This window comes from Streptomyces flavidovirens DSM 40150 (assembly GCF_000429085.1).
In the GTDB taxonomy this organism is placed as follows: Bacteria; Actinomycetota; Actinomycetes; order Streptomycetales; family Streptomycetaceae; genus Streptomyces; species Streptomyces flavidovirens.
This window is the reverse complement of sequence record NZ_AUBE01000015.1, coordinates 89,076-109,047: the sequence shown is the minus strand read 5'-3', so window position 1 is coordinate 109,047 and position 19,972 is coordinate 89,076. Positions and strand designations below refer to the sequence as shown.

The 19,972-nt window shown below is 70.0% G+C and carries 22 protein-coding genes, 2 pseudogenes and 2 riboswitches; of the genes and pseudogenes, 18 read left to right on the top strand and 6 right to left on the bottom strand.

Features of this window, described 5'->3' with window-relative positions:
• Window positions 1-14: 14 nt before the first annotated feature.
• Window positions 15-120: riboswitch (glycine riboswitch) on the bottom strand.
• Window positions 121-218: riboswitch (glycine riboswitch) on the bottom strand. It lies immediately after the preceding riboswitch.
• Window positions 219-390: 172 nt separating this feature from the next.
• The 10 genes from G412_RS0121110 to G412_RS0121065 all read left to right on the top strand — a co-directional run bounded on the left by G412_RS0121110 (window position 391) and on the right by G412_RS0121065 (window position 11,157).
• A complete protein-coding gene (locus tag G412_RS0121110; RefSeq protein WP_028813813.1) occupies window positions 391-1,107 on the top strand; it encodes an AAA family ATPase in 717 nt (238 codons plus the stop codon).
• Between the two features lie 57 nt (window positions 1,108-1,164).
• A complete protein-coding gene (locus G412_RS0121105; RefSeq protein WP_051338518.1) occupies window positions 1,165-1,938 on the top strand; it encodes an enhanced serine sensitivity protein SseB in 774 nt (257 codons plus the stop codon).
• A gap of 89 nt (window positions 1,939-2,027) precedes the next feature.
• Entirely contained in the window at window positions 2,028-2,831 is an 804-nt protein-coding gene (locus G412_RS0121100) for an enhanced serine sensitivity protein SseB C-terminal domain-containing protein (protein WP_028813811.1), read from the top strand.
• Window positions 2,832-3,238: 407 nt separating this feature from the next.
• Window positions 3,239-4,237 carry an ABC transporter permease gene (locus tag G412_RS0121095; RefSeq protein ID WP_028813810.1) on the top strand — a complete coding sequence of 333 codons (999 nt, stop codon included), beginning with the start codon at window positions 3,239-3,241 and terminating at the stop codon, window positions 4,235-4,237.
• 112 nt (window positions 4,238-4,349) lie between these two features.
• Complete coding sequence (locus tag G412_RS0121090) at window positions 4,350-6,125, top strand: ABC transporter substrate-binding protein (protein ID WP_028813809.1); 1,776 nt, start codon at window positions 4,350-4,352, stop codon at window positions 6,123-6,125.
• A gap of 116 nt (window positions 6,126-6,241) precedes the next feature.
• On the top strand, window positions 6,242-7,240 hold the full coding sequence (locus G412_RS0121085; RefSeq protein WP_028813808.1) for an ABC transporter permease: 999 nt from the start codon (window positions 6,242-6,244) through the stop codon (window positions 7,238-7,240).
• A gap of 5 nt (window positions 7,241-7,245) precedes the next feature.
• Window positions 7,246-8,379, top strand: coding sequence for an ABC transporter ATP-binding protein (locus tag G412_RS0121080; RefSeq protein ID WP_078607234.1), 1,134 nt, complete (start codon window positions 7,246-7,248; stop codon window positions 8,377-8,379).
• Between the two features lie 20 nt (window positions 8,380-8,399).
• Window positions 8,400-9,581: an ABC transporter ATP-binding protein gene (locus G412_RS35435; protein WP_106964138.1), complete on the top strand. Its 1,182-nt coding sequence runs from the start codon at window positions 8,400-8,402 to the stop codon at window positions 9,579-9,581.
• Window positions 9,582-9,599: 18 nt separating this feature from the next.
• The gene (locus G412_RS0121070) at window positions 9,600-10,274 is read left to right on the top strand and encodes a trimeric intracellular cation channel family protein (RefSeq protein WP_028813806.1); all 675 of its coding nucleotides are present in this window, start codon (window positions 9,600-9,602) and stop codon (window positions 10,272-10,274) included.
• A 37-nt stretch (window positions 10,275-10,311) separates the two neighbouring features.
• Window positions 10,312-11,157 (top strand): thioesterase family protein, encoded by an 846-nt coding sequence (locus G412_RS0121065; RefSeq protein WP_028813805.1) that lies wholly within the window; start codon window positions 10,312-10,314, stop codon window positions 11,155-11,157.
• Between the two features lie 28 nt (window positions 11,158-11,185).
• On the opposite strand, the gene G412_RS0121060 is transcribed toward G412_RS0121065, so the two are convergent.
• Window positions 11,186-11,812, bottom strand: coding sequence for a TetR family transcriptional regulator (locus tag G412_RS0121060; RefSeq protein ID WP_028813804.1), 627 nt, complete (start codon window positions 11,810-11,812; stop codon window positions 11,186-11,188).
• Window positions 11,813-11,909: 97 nt separating this feature from the next.
• On the opposite strand from G412_RS0121060, the gene G412_RS40270 reads away from it, so the two are divergent.
• The 3 genes from G412_RS40270 (at window position 11,910) to G412_RS0121045 (ending at window position 13,608) form a co-directional block, all read left to right on the top strand.
• Window positions 11,910-12,074, top strand: a complete 165-nt coding sequence (locus G412_RS40270; protein ID WP_028813803.1) for a hypothetical protein — start codon at window positions 11,910-11,912, stop codon at window positions 12,072-12,074.
• Between the two features lie 7 nt (window positions 12,075-12,081).
• Window positions 12,082-12,360, top strand: coding sequence for a hypothetical protein (locus G412_RS0121050; RefSeq protein ID WP_028813802.1), 279 nt, complete (start codon window positions 12,082-12,084; stop codon window positions 12,358-12,360).
• Between the two features lie 78 nt (window positions 12,361-12,438).
• Window positions 12,439-13,608, top strand: coding sequence for a cysteine desulfurase family protein (locus tag G412_RS0121045; protein ID WP_028813801.1), 1,170 nt, complete (start codon window positions 12,439-12,441; stop codon window positions 13,606-13,608).
• Window positions 13,609-13,620: 12 nt separating this feature from the next.
• On the opposite strand, the gene G412_RS35430 is transcribed toward G412_RS0121045, so the two are convergent.
• Window positions 13,621-14,289, bottom strand: coding sequence for an N-acetylmuramoyl-L-alanine amidase (locus tag G412_RS35430; protein ID WP_037649427.1), 669 nt, complete (start codon window positions 14,287-14,289; stop codon window positions 13,621-13,623).
• 54 nt (window positions 14,290-14,343) lie between these two features.
• On the opposite strand from G412_RS35430, the gene mnmA reads away from it, so the two are divergent.
• Window positions 14,344-15,471 carry a tRNA 2-thiouridine(34) synthase MnmA gene (mnmA, locus tag G412_RS0121030; protein ID WP_028813799.1) on the top strand — a complete coding sequence of 376 codons (1,128 nt, stop codon included), beginning with the start codon at window positions 14,344-14,346 and terminating at the stop codon, window positions 15,469-15,471.
• 42 nt (window positions 15,472-15,513) lie between these two features.
• On the opposite strand, the gene G412_RS38355 is transcribed toward mnmA, so the two are convergent.
• Complete coding sequence (locus tag G412_RS38355) at window positions 15,514-15,714, bottom strand: DUF397 domain-containing protein (RefSeq protein ID WP_078607219.1); 201 nt, start codon at window positions 15,712-15,714, stop codon at window positions 15,514-15,516.
• A 12-nt stretch (window positions 15,715-15,726) separates the two neighbouring features.
• On the bottom strand, window positions 15,727-16,581 hold the full coding sequence (locus tag G412_RS0121025; protein ID WP_028813798.1) for a helix-turn-helix domain-containing protein: 855 nt from the start codon (window positions 16,579-16,581) through the stop codon (window positions 15,727-15,729).
• A 279-nt stretch (window positions 16,582-16,860) separates the two neighbouring features.
• Here G412_RS0121025 and G412_RS0121020 point away from each other — a divergent pair, with 279 nt between their 5' ends.
• On the top strand, window positions 16,861-17,358 hold the full coding sequence (locus G412_RS0121020) for an ATP-binding protein (protein ID WP_028813797.1): 498 nt from the start codon (window positions 16,861-16,863) through the stop codon (window positions 17,356-17,358).
• Between the two features lie 49 nt (window positions 17,359-17,407).
• Here G412_RS0121020 and G412_RS41070 read toward each other — a convergent pair.
• A pseudogene (locus tag G412_RS41070) lies at window positions 17,408-17,515 on the bottom strand (alpha/beta fold hydrolase); the annotation flags it as partial.
• Between the two features lie 90 nt (window positions 17,516-17,605).
• On the bottom strand, window positions 17,606-17,938 hold the full coding sequence (locus G412_RS0121015) for a DUF427 domain-containing protein (RefSeq protein WP_028813796.1): 333 nt from the start codon (window positions 17,936-17,938) through the stop codon (window positions 17,606-17,608).
• A gap of 123 nt (window positions 17,939-18,061) precedes the next feature.
• On the opposite strand from G412_RS0121015, the pseudogene G412_RS35425 reads away from it, so the two are divergent.
• From G412_RS35425 to G412_RS0121000, 3 genes and pseudogenes are all read left to right on the top strand, one after another.
• Window positions 18,062-18,237, top strand: a pseudogene (locus G412_RS35425) (LOG family protein); the annotation flags it as partial.
• 16 nt (window positions 18,238-18,253) lie between these two features.
• Window positions 18,254-18,943 (top strand): SDR family oxidoreductase, encoded by a 690-nt coding sequence (locus G412_RS0121005; RefSeq protein WP_028813795.1) that lies wholly within the window; start codon window positions 18,254-18,256, stop codon window positions 18,941-18,943.
• Window positions 18,940-19,947 carry a methionine synthase gene (locus tag G412_RS0121000; RefSeq protein WP_028813794.1) on the top strand — a complete coding sequence of 336 codons (1,008 nt, stop codon included), beginning with the start codon at window positions 18,940-18,942 and terminating at the stop codon, window positions 19,945-19,947. The genes G412_RS0121005 and G412_RS0121000 overlap by 4 nt, the downstream gene beginning before the upstream one ends.
• The last annotated feature ends 25 nt before the right edge of the window (window positions 19,948-19,972 follow it).

Genomic DNA, 19,972 nt, shown 5'->3' with positions numbered 1-19,972 from the left:
ACAGGCGAGGACAATCCTCCCCATCTGTCATCGGAACCTGAGAGGTTCACCGAGAGAGTGACGGTCTCGGCTTGCACCTTGGGTGGAGCCGCGACGAAGCGGCCCGCTTTTCAGATCTGCCTCGCCCGCGCGGTACGGGGCCTGAGAGATTCAAGGGAGGAACTTGCTCCTTCGGCGTCCTCGGCACACAGTGCTTCGGACTCTCCCGCGCGGATTCAAGCGGCCGGTATGCAGTTGGCGCGCACATCATTGCACGTGGGCGGCGTCCGGGCAGCACCTGGACAGCACCTGGACAGATCCGGAAATGGACTTGTGGCGCATTACCTTTTCTTTACACTTCTTGGGGAAGGGTGGGGGGAAGGGTGGGGGCCACCCGACAGGGGGAAGACGATGACGTTCCAGCAGCCAGGTGCGTACGCGACGACCGCGGGCACCGCACACCGCGCGGTGCCCGCGCAGCAGGGTGTGCCGGTGCGGGCCGCCGCCCGCCGGCCGGCGCCCACCGTGCGCGATCTGCGCGAGCGCGAGGGGCGCAGCCCGCGGGTACTCGCCTTCGCGGCCGGTGACACGGTGGTCGTGTCCGGCCTGCCCGGCAGCGGCAAGAGCACCCTGATCCGGCGTACGGCGAGCGCGGCGGCGCACCGTATCGACTCGCAGGACGCGCGCGAGCGCTGGGACGCGCGCCTGCCGCGGCTGCTGCCGTACGCGCTCTACCGGCCCCTGGTGCGTGCGGCGCACTACGCCGGGCTGTGGCGGGCGCTGCGCTCCGGCGAGGGCGTCGTGGTGCACGACTGCGGCACGCAGGCGTGGGTACGGCGCTGGCTGGCGCGCGACGCCCGCCGCCGGGGGGTCGCGCTGCACCTGGTCCTCCTCGACGTGACGGCCGATGTGGCGCGGGCCGGGCAGCAGGAGCGGGGCCGCGGAGTTTCGGGGTACGCCTTCGCCCGGCACCGGCGTGCGGTGGGCCGGCTGGTGCGGGACGCGGAGGATGGCCGGCTGCCGGTGGGCTGTGCGTCGGCAGTGCTGCTCGACCGGGATGCGGCGGGCGCGCTCACGGTGATCGACTTCCTTCCCCTGCCCGGCACATCCGGCCCCTCCGGCGTCTGAGGAGCGGGCCTGGGACAGTGCTCCGGGGCACGCGGCGCGCCGCGTTAAAGTCGTGCCGTGGACTTCCCCGACTTCCCGATACCCGCCCACCCGCACGGCGGCAACGGCTGGCCCGGCAACGAGCTCGAAGAGGTGCTGGGCGCCTCACTCGGCAACCCCGGCGCGGGCGGCCGCATCGTCGAGGTGCTGGGGCGCAGCCAGGTGTGGGTGCCGCTGCCGTCCGGTGGCGGGCCCGACTCCCCGAACCTCGACCTGCCCACCGTGCTGATCCACGGCGAGGCGTACGTCCCCGTGTACAGCTCCGAGGAGCAGCTGCGCCAGTGCGCCGGGCCTCACATGTCCTTCACCGTGGCGCCCGCCCGCGAGTTCGCCCGCGGCCTGCCGCCGCAGCTCGGCATCGCGGTGAACCCGGACGGCGCGGTCGGCGTGCCACTGCCGCCGCCCGCCGTCGCCGAGCTCTGCCGGGCCGGCCGTACGCCGCTGGACGGACCGGCCAGTGGGGGCAGGGTGCGGCTCTTCGAGCCGGACTGGCAGGAGGAGCCGGTCGACTTCCTCTCCGCCGCGGCCGGGGAGTTCGAGGAGAGCGGTGTGGTGCTGACCGCCCGCCGGGCGCTCGCGAGCGTCGAAGGCGAGTCCCCCGCGCTGTTCGTCGGCGTACAGCTCTCCACCTGGGAGGGCGCCGACCCCAACGCCCCGATGGACGCCCTCGGCCGGGCGCTCGGCCGCGTCCAGGTGCCCTGGGAGGTCAACCTGATCCTGCTGGACGTGGCGCAGGACCCGGTCGCCGGCTGGATGCTGGAGAAGGTGCGGCCCTTCTACACGCGCGCCTGACTCGTGCCCGACTCGTGCTCTGTGCCAGTACTGCCGCTTAAGCTTGGTCGACAACCGACACGGTGGATCGAAGAGGGGCGGGACCCAGGGTGAGCGCGTCAGGCACTGCGGCGGCCGGGCAGGTCGAGCACATGCTGCGCCAGGTGACACCCGGGCGGTACGACGCGTACGAGGCGCTGCTGCGCGCCCTCGCCGACCCGGCGGGCGGTCAGGTCTGGATGCTGCTCTGGCACGGCCAGGCCGGGTCCCCCGACGCGCAGTACGGGAACATGGACGTCGACGGCCTCGGCTACGCGCCGTGCGTCACCTCCGCCCAGGAGCTCGCCGCGAGCGGCTGGAGCCGGGCGTACGAAGTGGTGCCGGCGCGCGACGTCGCGCGCGCCCTCTTCCCCGACCGCTGGGGCATCTGGCTCAACCCGCACGCCCCCGGCGGCGGCGTCGGCATCCCCTGGCTCGATCTGCGGCGTATCGCGACCGGACTCGACCGGATGCCCGCCGGGCCGCTGCGGCTTTCCGAACCGGCCATCGAGATCCCCCAGTTCTACGCCCTGCTCACACAGAACGCCCACCGTACGCCCGCGGTCCGCTCGCTGCGCCGCGCGTGGGTGCAGCCGGCGCTCGGGGCGCCGTACCTGGCCATCGGTCTCGATCTCTACGACACGAGCCAGCCGTCCGTCGAGGCGGTGCGCGCGATGATGCAGCAGTCGGTCGGCGTGGTCCCCGACGGCCTGCCCGTGTCCACCGTCGCGATGTCCGACGAGTACGACCCCGTCTCCCTGTGGCTGCGCGCCAACGCCCGCCCGTTCTACGCCCGCGAGGCGCACGCGCCCGCCGCCCCCTCCTCCGCCGCCCCGCAGGGTGGCTACGGCTACCCGGCCCCGCGCGCCTACTGAGCCGGCCTCTCGGGCCCCCGACCCGATGCCACGGCACCCATAGCCCAATTCCGCGGCCCATAACGGCCGTTGGGCGGCATGTCCGGTCTGGTGCAATAGGCCGCTTCTGATCCGCTCAGCCGATCACGGCGTCCGGATAACGGAAGGCCACAGGCCACATCACGGTTACGCATCCATTGCCCGTCAGGGCTGGCGGGTGATCGCGCGCTCATTGAAGACTCCCGCAACAAGGAACGTCGGTCCTGTGTGCGACCCGCTTTCCCCGTGTCAACTGTGTTTGTCCCAGCTCTTTCTGAACACCTTCCGCACGTTTCCGCACCACTTGCACCTGCGATGCGAACAAGCCGCTACAGCGGCAGGCGCGGGCCGACCACCCGTCGGCCGAGCCGAGAGGGGTCCCCACCACGATGACGGCACCACTGCACGACACGAACGCGGCCCAGACCGCGGCCGTTGACGTCGCGGCCGATGTTCCGGCGAAAGCCATCGAAGGCCGCTCGCCCTGGAAGATCGCATGGGTGCGTCTCAAGCGCGACAAGGTCGCGCTGGCCGGTGGCGTCGTCGTGTTGTTCCTGATCCTGGTCGCGGTGTTCGCGCCCTTGATCGTGAGCGCGTTCGGCCACCCGCCGAACGACTTCCACGAGGACAAGATCGACCCGCTGTTCGGCACGCCGATCGGCAGCTTCGGCGGCATGAGTTCCGACTTCCTGCTGGGAGTCGAGCCCGTCAACGGCCGCGACGTGTTCAGCCGCCTCGTCTACGGCGCCCGGATCTCGCTGCTGGTCGCCTTCCTCGCGGCCCTCTTCGCCGTCGCGCTCGGCACGGTCTTCGGGATCATCGCCGGTTACTTCGGCGGCTGGGTCGACGCGGCGATCAGCCGGGTGATGGACGTCCTGCTGGCCTTCCCGCAACTGCTGTTCATCATCGCGCTGGTCTCGGTACTGCCCAACTCCCTCTGGGGGTTCAGCGGTTCCGGTGTGCGCATCGGTGCACTCATCGTCGTCATCGGCTTCTTCGGGTGGCCGTACGTGGGCCGGATCGTCCGCGGCCAGACGCTGTCCCTCAGGGAGCGCGAGTACGTCGAGGCGGCCCGCAGCCTCGGCGCGGGCCGCGCGTACATCCTCTTCAAGGAACTGCTGCCCAACCTGGTGGCCCCCATCACCGTCTACACGACGCTGATGATCCCGACCAACGTGCTCAGCGAGGCCGCGCTCAGCTTCCTGGGCGCCGGGGTCAAGCCGCCCACCGCTTCCTGGGGCCAGATGCTCTCCAAGGCCAAGGAGTACTACGAGGCGGACCCGATGTTCATGATCGCGCCCGGCGTGGCCATCTTCGTCACGGTCCTGGCCTTCAACCTCTTCGGTGACGGCGTGCGTGACGCGCTGGACCCGAAGGGCTCCCGCTGACCGTTCCTCCCGCACCACCGCACGTTCTTACCGCGCCGCCCCTGCCGATGTGTCAGGAGGCCACCCAAACCGTCGGACCCGCAAGGGACCGGCACTCTTACGGAGGTTGCTGATCGTGACAGCCAACAGTTCTTCCCGGCGACGGCTCGCCGCAAGCGCGGCGCTCGTTGTCGCCGCGCTCGTCGGAACCGCGGCCTGCGGCGGCGGTGGCAAGGACGAGTCCGACGGCAAGGGCAAGGCCCCTGGTTTCAACGCGGCCGTCGGCAAGATCGCGAACCCTTCGGACAAGAAGGGCGGCACGATCAAGTTCATCGGTACGCAGGACTCCGACTCCTGGGACCCGCAGCGCGGTTACTACGGCTTCATGTGGGACTTCGCCCGCTACTACACGCGCCAGCTGATCACCTTCAAGCCGGTCCCGGGCACCGAGTCCACCGAGCTCGTCGCCGACATGGCGACCGACACCGGCCAGGTCTCCGCAGACAAGAAGACGTACACCTTCAAGCTGAAGGACGGGCTCGCCTGGGAGGACGGCAAGCCCATCACCTCCAAGGACATCAAGTACGGCATCGAGCGCATCTGGGCCCAGGACAAGATCTCCGGCGGCCCGATCTACCTTCAGCAGGTCCTGGACCCGAAGAAGGAGTACAAGGGCCCGTACAAGGACAAGTCGGCCGACAAGCTGGGCCTGAAGGCCATCGAGACGCCGGACGACAAGACCATCGTCTTCAAGCTCCCGAAGCCCAACGGTGACTTCCTCCAGATGCTGGCCATGCCGGCCGCCACGCCGGTCCGCCAGGACAAGGACACGGTGGAGAAGTACGGCCTGAAGCCCTTCTCCAACGGCCCGTACAAGATCGACTCCTACACCCCCAACAAGGGCATGGAGCTGAGCCGCAACCCCCACTGGAAGAAGGAGACCGACACCGTCCGCAAGGCGCTGCCGGACAAGGTCTCGCTCAAGCTCATCACCAACGCCGACGACATGGACAACCGCCTGATCGAGGGCGCCTACGACGTCGACATCAACGCCACCGGCATCAGCCCGGCCGGCCGCACCAAGGCGCTGCGCGACCACAAGGCGAACGTCGACAACCCGCAGACCGGCTTCATCCGGTACGCGGTGTTCCCGCAGACGGTCAAGCCGATGGACAACGTCCACTGCCGCAAGGCGGTCATCTACGGCTCCGACCACAAGTCGCTCCAGACCGCGCGCGGCGGCCCGATGGCGGGTGGCGACATCGCCACCAACATGCTGCCGCCGAGCATCAAGGGCTCGGACGCGAAGTACGACCCGTACAACGTCCTGAAGGACACCGAGGGCAACGTCGCCAAGGCCAAGGAAGAGCTCAAGGCCTGCGGCAAGCCGAACGGCTTCGAGACCACCATCGCGGTCCGCAACAACAAGCCGCAGGAGATCGCCACCGCCGAGTCGATGCAGGCGTCGCTGGGCAAGATCGGCATCAAGGTGCAGATCGACCAGTACGACGGTGCGCAGACCTCGGGCATCATCGGCGCTCCCAAGAACGTCGACAAGAAGAACTACGGCATCATCATCATGGGCTGGGGTGCCGACTTCCCGACCGGCCAGGGCTTCCTGCAGCCGCTGGTCGACAGCCGCTTCATCCTCGACAGCGGCAACAACAACTTCTCGATGATGAAGGACAAGTCGATCGACGGCCTGTTCGACAAGGCGCTGCTCGAAACGGACCCCGACAAGGCCGCCGAGTACTACAAGCAGATCAACGAGAAGGTCTCCGAGCACGCGGTCTACCTGCCCTTCACGTTCGAGAAGAACGTGATCTGGCGCAGCTCGCGGCTGACCAACGTCTACACGGCCGACTCCTACAACGGCCGCTACGACTACGCCTCCCTCGGCGTCAAGTGACCGTCCGTTCGCTCCGCCGGCACACCCGCCGCTAAGCCCGAAGGGCAGGTGATGGCCGCGTGCGGCGGCCCGGCAGTCCCTCACCGGACTTCCGGGCCGCCGCCGGGCCGACCGTAGTGCTCGCATACCTCATCAGGCGGCTGACCGCCGTCGTCGTGATGCTGCTCGTGGTCACTCTCGTGACCTTCGGCATCTTCTACGTCATCCCGAAACTGACCGGCAGCGACCCCGCCGCGATGTTCATCGGCAAGCAGGCGGACCCAGGCGCGGTCGAAGGCGTCCGGGAGAAGCTCGGCCTCGGCGATCCCATCCTGGTGCAGTTCTGGAACTTCATCAGCGGAATCTTCGTCGGCCGTGACTACACCGGCGGCGGCTCGTCGTTCCACTGCGACGCGCCCTGCTTCGGCTACTCCTTCCGTACGGAGCAGGAGATCTGGCCCGTACTCACCGAGCGGCTCCCCGTGACGCTGTCGCTGGCGGCCGGCGCGTGCGTGCTGTGGGTCATCGTCGGTGTCACCACCGGCATCATCTCCGCACTCAAGCGGGGTACGGCGATCGACCGTACGGCGATGACCATCGCGTTGGCCGGTGTGTCGCTGCCGATCTACTTCACCGCGCTGCTCTCCCTGGCGGTCTTCCGCACCCAGCTCGGCTGGTTCGACGCCGAGTACGTGGACATCGCGCAGGACCCGCTCGGCTGGTTCAGCGGCCTGGTGCTCCCGTGGGTGACCCTCGCCTTCCTGTACGCCGCGATGTACGCCCGGCTCACCCGCGCCACCATGCTGGAGGTCCTGGGCGAGGACTACATCCGTACCGCCCGCGCCAAGGGCCTGAGCGAACCGGTCGTCGTCGGCAAGCACGCCCTGCGCTCCACGATGACGCCGATCCTCACCATCCTCGGCATGGACCTCGGTGCCCTGGTCGGCGGTGCGATCCTCACCGAAACCGCCTTCAGCCTCCCCGGCCTCGGCCAGGCGGCGGTCAAGGCGATCGGTGACTTCGACCTTCCGCTGATCCTCGGTGTCACGCTCATCGCCGCCGCCGCCGTGGTGCTCGCGAACCTCGTCGTGGACATCCTGTACTCCGTGATCGACCCCCGAGTGAGGCTCTCGTGACCACTGTGCCTGTCCCGGAGGAGGCCCCCGGAGCCCCCTTGACGAAGACCGGTGCGGTCGGGGAGCCCGTACGCTCCGGCTCCCCGCAGCCGGATGCCTTCCTCGACGTCCGCGACCTCAAGGTGCACTTCCCCACCGACGACGGTCTCGTCAAGTCGGTGGACGGCCTCTCCTTCCAACTGGAGAAGGGCAAGACCCTCGGCATCGTGGGCGAGTCCGGCTCCGGCAAGTCGGTGACCTCGCTCGGCATCATGGGCCTGCACACCGTCGGCCAGTACGGCCGGCGCAAGGCCCAGATCTCCGGCGAGATCTGGCTGGACGGCAAGGAACTGCTGTCCGCCGACCCCGACGACGTACGCAAGCTGCGCGGCCGCGAGATCTCGATGATCTTCCAGGACCCGCTGTCCGCACTGCACCCGTACTACACGATCGGCCACCAGATCGTGGAGGCGTACCGCATCCACAACAAGGTCGACAAGAAGGCCGCCAAGCGGCGCGCGATCGAACTGCTGGACCGGGTCGGCATCCCGCAGCCCGACAAACGGTTCGACGGCTACCCGCACGAGTTCTCCGGCGGCATGCGCCAGCGCGCGATGATCGCGATGGCGCTCGTCAACAACCCCGAGCTGCTCATCGCGGACGAGCCGACCACCGCCCTGGACGTCACCGTCCAGGCGCAGATCCTGGACCTGATCCGGGATCTGCAGAAGGAGTTCGGCTCGGCCGTCATCGTCATCACGCACGACCTGGGCGTCGTCGCCGAGCTGGCCGACGACATCCTCGTGATGTACGGCGGCCGGTGCGTGGAGCGCGGTCCCGCCGAGAAGGTCTTCTACGAGCCCCAGCACCCGTACACCTGGGGCCTGCTGGGCTCGATGCCGCGCATCGACCGCGACCAGACCGAGCGCCTCATCCCGGTCAAGGGCTCGCCGCCCAGCCTGATCAACATCCCGAGCGGCTGCGCGTTCCACCCGCGCTGCCCGTACGCGGACGTGCCCAAGGGCGGGATCACCCGCACCGAGCGGCCGGAACTCAAGGTGCTGCCCGGACAGGAAGCCGAACGGCACTACTCCGCCTGCCATATGGCGGCCGAGGACCGGACGCGGATCTGGACCGAAGAGATTGCGCCGAAGCTGTGAGCGAGACGAAGGATCCTGAAGTGACGATCCCGGAGCAGGCATCCTCTTCGCCTTCCCCTTCTTCCCCTTCCCCTTCACCCGAGCCCCTGCTCAGGGTCAGCGGCCTGGTGAAGCACTTCCCCATCAAGAAGGGCGTCCTCCAGCGCCAGGTCGGCGCGGTCCAGGCCGTCGACGGCCTCGACTTCGACGTACGGCCGGGGGAGACCCTCGGCGTGGTGGGCGAGTCGGGCTGCGGCAAGTCGACCATGGGCCGGCTGATCACGCGGCTGCTGGAACCGACCAAGGGGAAGATCGAGTTCGAGGGCCGGGACATCACCCACCTCGGCACCGGGCAGATGCGTCCGCTGCGGCGCGACGTACAGATGATCTTCCAGGACCCGTACTCCTCGCTGAACCCGCGTCACACGGTCGGCACGATCATCAGCGCCCCCTTCAAGCTGCAGAACATCACGCCCGAGGGCGGGGTGAAGCGGGAGGTCCAGCGGCTGCTGGAGCTGGTGGGTCTCAACCCGGAGCACTACAACCGCTATCCGCACGAGTTCTCGGGCGGGCAGCGCCAGCGCATCGGCATCGCGCGGGCGCTCGCGCTCAAGCCGAAGCTGGTCGTCGCCGACGAGCCGGTGTCGGCCCTGGACGTGTCGATCCAGGCGCAGGTGGTGAACCTGCTGGACGACCTCCAGGACGAGCTCGGCCTCACGTACGTGATCATCGCGCACGACCTCTCGGTCATCCGGCACGTCTCGGACCGCATCGCCGTGATGTACCTCGGCAAGATCGTCGAGCTGGCGGACCGCAAGGCGCTGTACGAGTCGCCCATGCACCCGTACTCCAAGGCGCTGCTGTCGGCCGTCCCGGTGCCCGACCCGCGCAGCAAGCACAAGCGCGAGCGCATCCTGCTCAAGGGCGATGTGCCCTCGCCGATCTCGCCGCCCTCGGGGTGCCGCTTCCACACGCGGTGCTGGAAGGCGACGGACATCTGCACGACGCGCGAGCCGGTGCTGACGGCCCTGAAGACCGGCCACCAGGTGGCCTGCCATCACGCGGAGAACGCGCCCGACCAGGCGCCTCAATCGTCGGCGGTGCTGGAGACGGCGCGTGAGGCGATCGCGATCGTCGACGTCACGCCGCCGGCGGCGGGGGCGGGGACTGCCGAAAGCGGGGGAACCGCGCCCGCGGGCACGGAGGACAGCAGCAAGGAATAGAACCGGCACAATTGCCCGGTGTTCCAGGAACTCTTCACGCCCTCCGTCCAGCATTCGCTCGACCTCGCCGGGATCTTCGTCTTCGCGATCTCCGGCGCCCTGCTCGCCGTGCGCAAGAACTTCGACGTCTTCGGCATCGCGGTGCTCGCAGAGGTCACCGCGCTGGGCGGAGGGCTGTTCCGCGACCTCATCATCGGCGCGGTGCCGCCGGCCGCCTTCACCGACCTCGGGTACTTCACCACCCCGCTGATCGCGGCCGCCCTGGTCTTCTTCCTGCACCCGGAGGTCGAGCGCATCCAGGGCGGGGTCAACGCCTTCGACGCCGCCGGGCTCGGGCTCTTCTGCGTCACCGGCACCACCAAGGCGTACGACTACGGGCTCGGCCTGACCGCTTCGGCGGCCCTGGGCCTGGCGACCGCGGTCGGTGGCGGCGTACTGCGGGACGTCCTCGCCAACGAGGTGCCCTCGCTGCTGCGCTGGGACCGCGATCTGTACGCCGTCCCTGCGATCGTCGGGGCCGCGATGGTCGCCCTGTGCATCCGCTTCGACGCGCTGAACGCGCTGACCAGCGGCGTCGCCGTCGTCACCGCTTTCATGCTGCGATTGCTCGCCATGCACTTCCACTGGCGGGCGCCGCGCGCCTGGCACCGGAGCTCGGCCAAGGCCGAGGAGCAATCCGAGGCCACCACTTAGCTACCGCTTAGTAATGTGCCGGTGTACCGTGCATGCCATGGCACAGGCATCCATCGGGGACAGCGAGTTCGACCGCGACACCGCGATCTCCCCGCGCGAATCGGGCGAACCCGGCGTCTACGACGCGGAACTCTCCGCAGGCTGGACGATCATCCACGCCGTCAACGGCGGCTACCTCCTCGCCCTGCTCGGCCGGGCACTCCGCGACGCCCTGCCGCACCCGGACCCGTTCACCGTCTCGGCGCACTACCTGACGCCGTCCGTACCCGGCAAGGCAGTCGTCCGTACGCAGACCGTCCGCAGCGGACGCACCCTCTCCACCGGCCAGGCGTCCCTCTTCCAGTACGCCGACGACGGCACCGAGGTCGAGCGGATCCGGGTCCTCGCCTCCTACGGCGACCTGGACGCCCTGCCCGACGACGTACGCACCACGGCGAAGCCGCCTGTCATGCCGCCGTACGAGCACTGCCTGGGCAACGACGCCGGGTCCGCCGTCATCCCCGGCAGCTCGGGCATCACCGAGCGCCTCGACATCCGGCTCGACCCCGCCACCGCCGGCTGGGCCGTCGGCGCGCCCTCGGGCAAGGGCGAGATGCGCGGCTGGTTCGGCCTCGCCGACGGCCGTGACGCCGACCCGCTCTCGCTGCTGCTCACGGTCGACGCCCTGCCGCCGACCTCGTTCGAGCTGGGCCTCAAGGGCTGGACGCCGACCGTCGAACTCACCACCCACATACGCTGCCGGCCCGCCCCCGGCCCGCTGCGTGTCTCCATCACCACCCGCAACCTCGCCGGCGGCTTCCTGGAGGAGGACGCCGAGGTCTGGGACAGCGCGGACCGGCTCGTCGCCCAGTCCCGGCAGCTGGCGCGGGCACCGCGCGGCTGAGTGCCCCTGCGGCTGGTCGCCCCGGCTGTCAGTCCAGCCAGTGGCGGCGGCCGAGGCTGACCAGGCGCAGCTGGCGGCGGGCGAGGGAGGCGGCGGCCTCGACGCGCTCCGCGCCGTACGACTCGGCCTCCAGGAACGCGGACGCGGTCATCACCATGTGGTCGACGTAGACATGCGCGAGCATCCGCCGGTCGTCCTCGCTCCAGGCCGCGCAGTCCGGCTGGGTGGCGAGCCAGGCCGCCACCTCGTCGGCGAACAGGCGTAGTTGCTCGCCTATCGCGGTGCGTACCCGCTCCACGCCGCCGTGGCGTTCGCGGGTGATGAAGCGGATGTGGGCGGGGTGCGCGTGGACGTGGCGGGCGATGAGGCCGACCGTGCTGTCGATGCGCCCGGCGCTGTCGCCGGTCGCGGTGAGGGTCGCGCGGATCACCGCGTGCAGGCTGCCGAGCGCCTCGTCGACGAGTGCGACGCCGAGATCGGCCGTGTCGCGGAAGTGCCGGTAGAAGGCGGTCGGGGCGACGCCGACGGCGCGGGTGACCTCGCGCAGACCGAGGCTGCTCAGGCTCTGGCCCTCAAGGAGGACGAGGGCCGCTTCCATGAGGGCCTTGCGGGTCTTCTGTTTCTGGGCCTCGCGGACGCCGACGGTGTGACTCATGACATTCAGTAAACAACTGTTCTCTGTTGCGGGGAACCGCGGGGTGAGTCCTAGACTGGATAGTCAGTGAACAGCCGTACTCTCAGGAGGGGTTCACGTGTTGGTCCTCGTAGCGGCACTCATGTTGCTGGGGGTGCTGATGGGCTCGGTGGCGCATGTTCCGGTCCCGGTGTCCCTGGCCGCCGCCGCGCTCATCGGCGTCTGGCTGCTCGTCTTCGCCGCCCGTGAGCGTCACGCGCGACGGTCCACCCGAAGGAGCTGACCGCGCCATGGAGTTCACCGCATCCGCATCCGCACGCGCCCGCACCGGCACGCGGGACGCCGACGGCATGGCCGTCGCCTCGTTCGTGCTCGGCCTCGTCGGACTGCTCGTCTTCAACATCTTCCTCGGCCCCATCGCCGTCGTCCTGGCCTCCATGGCCCTGTGGCGGGGCACCGCACGCCGGGGCAGGGCGCTGCTCGGCCTCGGCCTCGGTGTGGCCGACCTGGTGGTGCTCGCCGTCCTCGCCTCGGCCGTCCACACCGTGTCCTGGACCTTCGGCGGCTGACCGGACGCGGGTGAATGCCGGCGGGGGAGCGAGGGCGGGACCGGGGGGAGCCGGGGGACTCGTAGAATCGAGTGCACCATGGCTTACCTCGACCACGCCGCGACCACCCCGATGCTTCCGGAAGCGGTCGGGGCGATGACCGCCCAGCTCGCCGTCACCGGCAACGCGTCGTCCCTGCACGCCGCCGGCCGATGGGCGCGGCGTACCGTCGAGGAGGCCCGCGAGATGCTCGCCGAGTCCCTCGGCGCCCGGCCGAGCGAGGTGGTCTTCACCGCCGGCGGCACCGAGGCCGACAACCTCGCCGTGAAGGGCCTGTACTGGGCGCGGCGCGACGCAGACCCGCGCAGAACCCGCGTCCTGGCCAGCCCTGTCGAGCACCACGCCGTGCTGGACGCCGTCCACTGGCTGGGCGAACACGAGGGCGCGACCGTCGAGTACCTGCCGGTCGACTCGTACGGCAGGGTGCACCCGGCGGCGCTGCGCGAGGCCATCGAGCGCGATCCCTCCGATGTCGCCATGGCCACCGTGATGTGGGCCAACAACGAGATCGGCACCGTCATGCCGGTCCGCGAACTGGCCGACGTGGCAGGCGAGTTCGGCGTACCGCTGCACGCCGACGCGGTACAGGCCTTCGGCCAGCTCGACGTCGACTTCGCCGCCTCCGGGCTGGCCGCGATGACCGTCTCGGGGCACAAGATCGGCGGCCCGTACGGCATCGGCGCGCTGCTGCTCGGCCGCGAGTACACCCCCGTCCCCGTGCTGCACGGCGGCGGCCAGGAGCGGCACGTGCGCTCCGGCACCCTCGACGCCCCGGCCATCGCCGCCTTCGCGGTGGCGGGCCGGATCGCGGCCGAGCGGCGCGAGTGGTTCGCGCGCGAGATCGGCGGCCTGCGCGACGACCTGGTCGCGGCCGTACGCGCCGCTGTTCCCGAGGCGGTCCTCGGTGGCGACCCGTCCCCGGCCGGCCGGCTGCCCGCCAACGCCCACTTCACCTTCCCCGGCTGCGAGGGCGACTCCCTGCTCCTGCTCCTCGACGCGCAGGGCATCGAATGCTCCACCGGATCCGCCTGTACGGCCGGAGTCGCCCAGCCCAGCCATGTCGTGCTGGCCACCGGAACCGACCCGGACCTCGCGCGCGGCACATTGCGCTTCTCGTTCGGGCACACCTCCACGGCCGACGACGTGGCGGCAGTGGCGGAGGCGATCGGCCCGGCGGTGGAACGGGCGCGTACGGCCGGACTGGTCTGATCCGCTGAAGGACTACGCCTTGGCGGGCGGGCCGCCGGCCAGCTCCTTCTGTACGAGCCGGAGGTAGCGGGGCCAGTCCCAGTGCGGGCCGGGGTCCGTGTGGTCGGTGCCCGGAATCTCGACGTGGCCGATGATGTGCTCCCGGTCGGCGGGTATCTCGTACCGCCGGCAGATCCCCGCGGCGAGGCGCGCCGACGACGCGTACATGACGTCGGTGAAGTCCTCCGGCCGGTCGACGAAACCCTCGTGCTCGATGCCGACGGAGCGTTCGTTGTACGAGCGGTTCCCGGCGTGGTAGGCCACATCGAGCTCCCGCGCCATCTGCGTGATGTGGCCGTCCTTCGCGCGCACTATGTAGTGCGCGGCGGCCGCGTGCAGCGGGCTCTTGAAGACGCGCACGGCCGACGCGAAGCTGCCCTGCGTCACGTGGATCACGATGCGGTCGATGGTGTAGTCGGCGGGCCGGTCGGCGGTCCGCAGATTCGCTGCCGACGCGGCCACCCACTGGGCCCCCTTGTGATCCACCTCTCCCTCCACCCGCTGCTTGTCGATGCCCGGCACGAGCCACCACAGCCGGGACAACTCCTCCCCGAACAGGGCCGCCGTACCGCCCACGACGGCCGCCCCGCCCCCGATGAACAGCGCCCGTCTGCTCACCCCTGCCACCCTCTTCTGCCCCATGCGCCCTTTAACGCTTTCGGCCCTGTCGGTGGTTCCGTCTACCCTGGTGGAGCTATGACTGAGACCCCGCGCCGCCTCCGTGTCCTCGCCGCCATGTCCGGCGGGGTCGACTCCGCCGTTGCCGCCGCCCGCGCCGCCGAGGCCGGGCACGATGTGACCGGCGTACACCTCGCCCTGTCCGCGAACCCGCAGTCGTTCCGTACGGGCGCGCGCGGCTGCTGCACGATCGAGGACTCGCGCGACGCGCGCCGCGCCGCCGACGTCATCGGCATCCCCTTCTACGTCTGGGACCTCGCCGAGCGCTTCCGCGAGGACGTGGTCGAGGACTTCGTCGCGGAGTACGAGGCCGGGCGCACCCCGAACCCGTGCCTGCGCTGCAACGAGAAGATCAAGTTCGCGGCGCTGCTCGACAAGGCGCTGGCGCTCGGCTTCGACGCGGTGGCCACCGGCCACTACGCCACGGTCGTCGTGAACGAGGACGGCAGCCGCGAGCTCCACCGGGCGTCCGACATGGCCAAGGACCAGTCGTACGTCCTCGGGGTCCTCGACGAGCGGCAGCTCGCGCACGCGATGTTCCCGCTCGGCGACACCCTCACCACGAAGGACGAGATCCGCGCTGAGGCCGAGCGCCGGGGTCTGGCGGTCGCGAAGAAGCCCGACAGCCACGACATCTGCTTCATCGCTGACGGCGACACCCAGGGCTTCCTGGCGAACCGTCTCGGCGGCAAGGCGGAGGGCGACATCCTCGACGAGTCGGGCACCAAGCTCGGCACCCACGACGGCGCCTTCGGCTTCACCATCGGCCAGCGCAAGGGCCTGCGCATCGGCCACCCGGCGCCCGACGGCAAGCCGCGCTACGTCCTGGACATCTCCCCCGTGAACAACACGGTGACGGTGGGCCCGGCCGAGGCCCTGGACGTCACCTCCCTGACCGCCATCAAGCCCCGCTGGTGCGGCACGCCCCCGGCGGGCAGCGGCACGTACACGGCCCAGCTGCGCGCCCACGGCGGCGAGACACCGGTGACGGCGGAGCTGGTCGACGGCTCGGAGCTGCGGGTCACCTTCACCGAGCCGGTACGCGGCGTCGCCCCCGGCCAGGCGATCGTCCTGTACGACGGCACCCGCGTGGTCGGCTCGGCGACGATCGCGACGACGGCGCGCGCGGCTGCGACCGCCGTCTGATCCACCACAGGGGACGGCTTGTGGCCCGGCGCGGTCGACGTGTCAGGCTCGGGGAGGTCCGACCTCCCCGGCCTTCACGCCGAGCACAAGCGCGCGCAGCGCGGCCCGGTTCGTCGACACGACCAGCCCCGGAGTCTCGCTCTCCCGGATCGCGACGCCGTTGCCTTGCGCCGTAGCGAGTTCGACGCAATTGTTGCCGCCTCCTCCGCAGAAAGACGAGCGTTGCCAGTCACGTTCGGACATCTTCTGGACCTCTCACAGCTCGCGGGCGATGGACCGGATGAGCTTCTGTGACTCATCAGGAGGGAGTGCGGAGCCCTCCATCAGGTCCAGAAGGGAACGATAGTTGGTCAGCGGCGTAGGGGCATCCACGAATTGCGCGCCGAACGACGTGTCCAGGTGGACCGTGTCCAACTGCGGCACGGGGCCCTCGGCGTAGAGGATCGACTGTCCCGCGCCGTGGAAGGCGCCCGCGCTGAACGGGATGACCAGCAGCGTGACATGGTCTCGCTCGGATGCGTCCGCGAGGTGTACCAGTTGTTGGCGAGCCACATCCCGGCCACCGAACTCCAGCCGCAACGCGGCCTCATGGATGATGCCGAGGTATGGAGTGGGGTTCTTTCCAGCGAGGACGGCCTGGCGGGCCATCCGGTGCGCTACGCGCAGTTCAACCTCCAGCCGTGGCAACTTCGGCACCGTGAAGTCGAAGATGGCGCGTGCATGCTCTTCGATCTGGAAGAGGCCAGGCAGGTGCACAGTCTGTGCCGTCCGGATGCGCGTCGCGTAGTGCTCGATCTCGGAGACGTCGAGAAACCCGTCCGGGAGCTTGCCCCGGTATTCGTCCCACCAGTGCCGGGTCCGGCGGCTGCCCGCCATCGCCGCGAGTGCGTCGACCAGCGCTGAGTCTGGACATCTGTAGTGGCAGGCGAGTTGACGCACCCGGTCCTCGCTGAGCCCGGTGCGGCCTGCCTCGATGTTGGAGACCATCGTCCGGTCGGCGCCGAGCATCGCGGCCGCCTCCTGGATCGAGATGCCGGCCTGCTCGCGCATGCGGCGTACTTCCGCTGCCAAGCGGCGCTGGCGGCCTGTGGGTGCATTCCGTGGAGCCATGAAACCTCTCTCGTGCCCGCGCGCAGTCTTACAGGGGCACTGTCGGGCGGTCTAGTGAGCCAATCAACAGGTCACTCTTTCGTGAGAAAATGACTCACGTGTGAGCCGAAGTGCTCTAGCGTGTGTGTTGCGCCACTCAACGTAGCCGTCGCAGACGGAAGTGCACCGGTTTCTGGCCTACCCGGAGGCAGGAGGTCGGCATTGCCACCGTTTCCGACGCCCAACGCCCCGTGGCGCACGTCCACTTGTCGCCGCTCGCACGCACCCAGGAGGTGCCTCGTGAGGACAGGGTCAACTCCCTACCTACACCCACGCCCCCACCCCACGCCCATCCCGTTCACCGAACCGTGGCAGTACGAACTCAGCTTCCCCTGCGACCCCCGCAGCCCACGCATCGCCCGCACCACCCTCCGTGCCATCCTCTCCGCGCACGACCTCGCCGAACTCAGCTACCGCGCCGAGCTATTGGCGTCGGAGCTGGCCACCAACTCCGTACAGCACACCAAGGGGCCCGCCGCCGTACGGCTCCAATGGCTGCATCCCGTACTGCGCGTCAGCGTCTGGGACATGAGCCCGGATCTGCCAAAGCCGTACGCACCGCGCGCCGGTGCCGACTCCGAAGCGGGCCGGGGGCTGGCCATTCTGGAACTCGTCGCCGACCGGTGGGGCGGCTGCGCCATAGGGGAGGGGCCGTACGGGCCCGGCGGCAAGACGATCTGGTTCGAGCTCGCCATCGCGGACGGACCGTCCCCGCAACCGCCCGCGCTCGTCGCCTGATCAGGGCATTTGCTGTGCACGTAACCCGAGGCGGCGGCGCCCCCCCACGGGCCGCCAGGTCCTCGACTTCCCGCGCCACCGCGTAGGGCGCGGTGTCCCCACTGTCGCCGCGTCCGCGCCGGTCGTACGTGACGACGCCGAAGTGCGGCGCGAGCAGGCGATGGGCGTGCCGTCACGTGAAATCACTTTGGTCATACGGTGCTGACCGGGCGGCGCCCGGGAACTCATCGCTCCCCGCGAAAGACATTCAGCCCGTACGGACAACGTCCGTCTCGTAGAAGCAGAAGTGGCCCTTCACGGCGGTCACTTCGGGCTTCGGATCGAGGTACGCCCACACCAGGTCCGGCGCGTCCGGCACCGACCAGTACGAGGCGTCTCCCTTGAAGGGGCAGTGGGTGCGCTTGTCCGAAGGTGTCAGCAGGTCGGTCCTGACGTCCTCGGGCGGCAGGTAGTAACGCACCGGCAGGCCCGTCTCGCGCAGCAGCAGCGGCCGCCGGCTCTCCGCCAGCACCTGCCCGCCGTGCGTGACGCGCACATGCTCGGTGCCCTGCTCGACGGTGATGCGGTGTCCTGCGGTCACGGGCGACCCTCTCCTCGGTTCGTCGGTCCTTGTGGGGCGACAGCCGTCTCACACTCCAGCATGCGCGCGGCCTAGGTTCTTCCCCAAGGCGCTGATGCTCGCCAAGTCCGACGCGGTTGTGATCACACCAAGCGGGTGGTGCTCCTCAACGCGGCGGGCTTCTACGACGGCCTGAAGCTGCGTTCCAGCGGATGGAGGCGGAGGGCTTCCTGCCCGTCCCCCTAGCCGACCTGGTCTTCTTCGCGGAGGACGGCGTCGCGGCACTCGCCTACCTTGAGGAGTCGACCGGCGTGCGGTGATGCGAGCATGGGGCCTATGGCTACACATGTGATCACCGGAGCGGGCTCGGGCATCGGCGCGGCCGTCGCCCGCCGCCTGCACGAGCGCGGCGACGACGTCGTCCTGATGGCCCGCGACGCGGGCCGCGCCAAGCAGCTCGCGGACGCTCTCCCCGGCGCCCGTACGCTCGTCGGCGACCTCGCGAACCCGGACAGGCTCTCCTGGGCGTTCTCGCACCAGCCGATGCCGGAGCGGGTGGACTCGCTGCTGCACATCGCGGGCGTCGTCGACCTCGGCCGGATCGGCGACCTGGGTACGAAGACCTGGCACAGCCAGCTGAACGTGAACCTGGTCGCCCCGGCCGAGCTGACCCGGCTCTTCCTGCCCCAACTCCGCCAGGACAAGGGGCATGTGGTCTTCGTCAACTCGGGTGCCGGTCTCGCCGCGCATGCCGAATGGGGCCCGTACGCCGCCAGCAAGCATGGTCTGAAGGCCCTCGCCGACGCGCTGCGCGAGGAGGAGCACGCCAACGGTGTGCGCGTCACCTCGGTCTATCCGGGGCGTACCGCCAGCGCCATGCAGGAGAAGGTGCACCAGCAGGAGGGCAAGACGTACGACCCGTCGCGCTGGATCGACCCGGAGTCGGTCGCGACGACGATCCTCATGGCCCTCGACCTCCCGCGCGACGCAGAGGTCAACGACCTGTCCGTACGGCCGGGCCGATGAGCGGGCCCACGGACGCGTTCGCGTGTGGCCCGGCGACCGGCGTCGGGTCCATGCCCGGTGGAGACGCCCGCGAGACCGCCAGGGCCGTCGCCGGCAGCTTCGAGGACTTCCCGCACCTGGCGGAGCTGCCCGCGCGCGGCCCCGGCGCCGACATGATCGGGCGGAGCGCCGGAATGCTCGTCGAGATGTACGTCCATCTCGAACCCAGCGGCTGGCGCGTCAGCGACCGGCCGGGGCGCGACACGCGGCGGGCGCGGTCCTGGCTGGGGGAGGACCTCGACGCGCTGGAGGAGTTCACGCAGGGGTACACGGGCCCGCTGAAGGTCCAGGCCGTCGGGCCGTGGACGCTGGCGGCCGGGGTCGAAACGCGCAACGGCGAGTCCGTGCTCCGCGACCCGGGCGCGGTACGCGACCTCGCGGGTTCGCTGGCCGAGGGGCTGCGGGCGCATCTCGCGGAGGTGCGGCGGCGGGTGCCGGGCGCGCGGGTGGTGCTCCAGCTCGACGAGCCGTCGCTGACGGCCGTACTGCGGGGCCAGGTCAGGACCGCCAGCGGGTACCGGACGTACCGGGCGGTGGACCGCCAGGTCGTCGAGGGGACGCTGCGGGATGTGATGAGGGCCCACGACGGTCCGGCCGTGGTCCATTCCTGCGCGCCGGACGTGCCTTTCGCGCTGCTGCGCAGGGCGGGTGCGGCGGGAGTCTCGTTCGATTTCTCCCTGCTCACCGAGCGTGACGATGACGCGATCGGTGAAGCGGTGGAGGGCGGTACGAAGCTGTTCGCCGGAATCGTGCCCGGCACCGACACGGCATTGTCAGACCCGGCCGGTAGCGTCATGGGTGTCAGGACGCTGTGGCGCAGGCTGGGGCTGAATCCGGGGACGCTGGCCGAGTCCCTGGTGATCACTCCGTCGTGCGGGCTCGCGGGGGCTTCCCCGGCGTACGCGCGCGCCGCGCTCGCGCACTGCGCCAGGGCCGCGAGATCGCTCGCGGACAACCCTGAGTAACGGGAATCGAAAACTGTCGGAAACG